This is a genomic window from Ruegeria sp. AU67, from assembly GCF_900312795.1.
GTDB lineage: Bacteria > Pseudomonadota > Alphaproteobacteria > Rhodobacterales > Rhodobacteraceae > Ruegeria > Ruegeria atlantica.
Map to the genome: position 1 here is coordinate 1 of NZ_OMPH01000014.1, position 3554 is coordinate 3554.

Annotated in this window: 3 protein-coding genes and 1 pseudogene; 2 read left to right on the forward strand and 2 right to left on the reverse strand. The window is 51.6% G+C overall.

Annotation, left to right across the window (positions count from 1 at the left end; translation table 11 throughout):
• Nucleotides 1-490 precede the first annotated feature (490 nt).
• Nucleotides 491-910: a hypothetical protein gene (locus DK510_RS05235; RefSeq protein ID WP_109311226.1), complete on the reverse strand. Its 420-nt coding sequence runs from the start codon at nt 908-910 to the stop codon at nt 491-493.
• Between the two features lie 276 nt (nt 911-1186).
• Between DK510_RS05235 and htpX the strand changes: the two genes are divergently transcribed.
• Nucleotides 1187-2092 (forward strand): zinc metalloprotease HtpX, encoded by a 906-nt coding sequence (gene htpX, locus DK510_RS05240; RefSeq protein ID WP_109311227.1) that lies wholly within the window; start codon nt 1187-1189, stop codon nt 2090-2092.
• Between the two features lie 558 nt (nt 2093-2650).
• On the opposite strand, the gene DK510_RS05245 is transcribed toward htpX, so the two are convergent.
• Complete coding sequence (locus DK510_RS05245; RefSeq protein WP_160116453.1) at nt 2651-3253, reverse strand: hypothetical protein; 603 nt, start codon at nt 3251-3253, stop codon at nt 2651-2653.
• Nucleotides 3254-3435: 182 nt separating this feature from the next.
• Here DK510_RS05245 and DK510_RS23235 point away from each other — a divergent pair.
• A pseudogene (locus tag DK510_RS23235) lies at nt 3436-3525 on the forward strand (IS6 family transposase); the annotation flags it as partial.
• Between the last annotated feature and the right edge of the window lie 29 nt (nt 3526-3554).

Below are 3554 nucleotides of genomic sequence, written 5' to 3' on the forward strand. Positions count from 1 at the left end.
TCGGTAGCACCGGGAGATCTCCTGCTAGAATGTCCTCGGAGCCAGTCTACCACAGTTCCTACACGTGAGGATGCCAGCCAAGTGTACAAACAAAGCTTCCTGATGCCTCAAAGCCCACTTTACGTTTCGAGGGGCTTGTCGTTCATCTTGAACAAAAGTGCTGGGACGTTGCATAGGTGTTTGGACACTCGGAGGTCGACTTCCAAGTGAATGCCATGACTACTCGCCGAAAGTCTCTGTCGGTAACCGCAATGGCTGATCCGCACACTGCGCGGGGACAAACGGTGGCGCTGAATGATGGGGCAAGCAGTCTTCCGCAGTTGCACTCTCTTCAAATTCAACACGGAGACGAGGTCATTTTGCTCAAGCCCAACATGGCGCTGGCTTGGATAGGCCGGCCAACATAAAGTATTGTGGCTCTGTTGCTAGAGGCGGCAATAGATCGGCAGGAAATCACATCTGTAATCGAATTTCCTTGATGGAAACTCATTTAGTTGAGGAAATCTTCACCGAATTTACTTGCCACGTCGACCACACGGTTATCGTCAGTTTGAATGGAGTTCGCGGGATTGCCTCCTTCAAGTTCAGCCTTAGCGGAGGTCATCCAAAAAGCTCGTTGCCAAGGCGTCATGTCGGCCGGCAGCGCCTTTAACACAGTTTGCATCAAAGGAAGCGGAGTTCCGTCTTCTGCGAACTGAAAAGATGGGTACGCGTCGATGCCTTCATATGGGACAGAGAAAACCTTTCCGGTCCTCTTCCAGATCTCACCTATTCGCGTGATTTGCCAGGAACCTTTCTTCCACTGCGCATAAACAGATCTATTGTCCAGCAACGGATATTTCCGGGCAAACTCATCTTTGCGGATGTCATAGACCGCGCAAAACGGTTCTTCGAACTTGGTAAAATACATCTTCTAACCAACAACACTTGTTGAAACACACTGGTCTATACTGTCAGAAACCCAACTGCTTGAAAGTAAGATTGTTCACACATTGCAGCACGATCTTTAGTGAGGGTTCAGGTTCATATTATTGAATTTAAATGATTTATCTCTATTTTAGTTCGAAGAGAAATCGCCATTTTCTCAGCGTAAGAACCCCCATTGCCGCAGATCGGGGCGACAATCATTGCAACATGAACATATTGATCACACATCATGTATGAGCCGCGTAGAGGTCTGCTTCGAATGGGTTATACGAAGACTGCATTATTGATGGCCGCGATGACGGCCTTGTTCATGGGGTTGGGATACCTTCTGGCAGGAGCGGTGGGCATGCTGTTCGCATTGGTGCTGGCAGCAGGCATGAACCTGTTTACCTGGTGGAACTCAGACAAAATGGTCCTTGGTATGCACAACGCAAGGCCAGTTTCATCCGGTGACCATGCGGGGTTGTCTCAAATGGTCGGGGATCTTGCAAAGAACGCGGGCATGCCAAAGCCCGCTGTGTATTTGATTGAAACACCCCAGCCCAATGCATTTGCTACTGGGCGCAATCCCAACAACGCTGCCGTTGCCGTCACTAAGGGGTTACTGCAGACCCTCACAAGGGATGAACTGGCGGGCGTTGTCGCGCACGAACTTGCACATATCAAGAACCATGACACTGCGATTATGACCGTAACTGCCACGTTCGCGGGTGCAATTACGATGCTAGCAAACTTCGCACTGTTCTTTGGTGGAAGACGGGATAGTGCCGTTGGTCTAGTGGGGACCATTGCGCTGATGATCTTGGCGCCATTGGCTGCGGGTTTGGTCCAAATGGCCATTAGTCGGACAAGAGAATACGCCGCCGATCGCGTCGGCGCCGAGATTTGCGGTCAACCTCTGGCATTGGCGTCTGCCCTCGAACGTATTCAGCAAGGAGCTGCAAGCATCGACAACGACGCTGCAGAGCGAAATCCAGCGACCGCACATATGTTCATCATCAATCCACTTCATGTGCACTCACGTGACAAGCTGTTTTCAACTCACCCGTCGACGGCAAATCGGATAGCTGCGTTGCGAATGCTAGCCCAGCAGTCGAACGCAGCCGATGGAAGCAGCAATCCTCGAAGCACAAAACCATCATCCAGGACTGGCCCTTGGGGGTGAAGGTCGCATGCAGGAAGTTTTTCTAGTGTGGCTTGTCAGAAGAAGTCATCTTGAAGCGGACAGGACTTTTCCTAGCCTTCGCCACAAACAAACGCTCTCCTTTGACGTAATTCAAAACCGGCCTCGATATTTTTCCTTTGATGACACAGGGCGTTTTTTTGATCTGAAGGAACGTTCAGGGGTTGCTGTCCGGCTGGGAGGATTGACCATAAGTGGGAAAGCGATCCACCACTGACATCGTTTCGGTATACACACGGTCTCGGATAAGCGCGAATATCCTGAAGTCCGGCAGGGTTGTTGACGTGTATGAAGTAACATCAGCGCTGCGCATGCCCTAAAGCACTACGTCGACCAGAAGCAATTCCGGTTGCGTGCGGTCAAGGACTTGCTTCGCTGTTTTCAAATTGTAGGCACGCCAACAAATTTAACGCCTTCTGGGTGGGTCAACCGTTCTTGGACAGTCGCGCGAGCTTCGTCCGGCGCGACAAAATATATGAACTGAATCCATCGTTCCGAACGCCTGATTGTCGCTGTGAGCGAGGTTTTGGGTATGCGATTTCATGGTGACCGATCGCAAAGCGGTTGGGCCGCTGATTGAAGTTCATAAGGTGGGAGAAGTGGTTTTGAGCGCCCAAGTATGAGCGTGCGCCCAATTAGCAAGGATACACTTCCCAAGGCCAATCCCAAGACGAGAGCATTGGCAAAGAAGACGCCGCCAAACAGGGATGCGGCGATGTTTCCGGGCTGCTGAACAGCCGTACCCGTCACGATTGCCAACCAGTCATACAGGTAAAACGCGAACAGAACAGACAGGCCCACGGGCGTAACGATGAGTGCCGTCCCAAGGCATATCAAACCGCGACCGAGTAAGGCTCGTGGCGTCTGTCCTCTGAGCACGAAGGCAGCTATGGCCGCAAAAATGCCGAGAGCGAAGACTAAGTCCACTGGAAAGGCCAGGTCACCCGAGACAGAGCGTGCGGCGGCCGAGATGAGAGGCAACAGGATGAAAGTGACGAACCCTGCGGCAAGAAGTGCGGTGAATGTTTCGGGCAAAGAGCGCGAAAACAAAAAGTTACCGCGTTCTTTTTGATGGATTGGGATAAGTCCGGTCGGAGAAACCTGACCGAACTGCGTTGACAGTTTGTTTGGACGAGATCGCATCATAGCCCCGAGTTTTGTTGATGGTGCGGCGGCTCAATTGGCCGCTTGTGCCCCTCAATTTGGCGAGCCAGCGTTTTGTTTCTTTTGGCACCTAGTCAAAATCTTGTGGAAGTTGGACAAGTTGAGTCAGGAGGCTTGTCTGAAGCGCTTGGCTAAACGCGCGACGGAAACGGTTGGCCGTCATGATGTATGTTCGGTTTCCGCTTTCGCTTCGCAATGTTGAAGATCTTTTGCACGAGCGCGGCATCGAGATCAGCCACGAAACTGTGCGTTATTGATGGAACAGATTTGGCCCGATGTT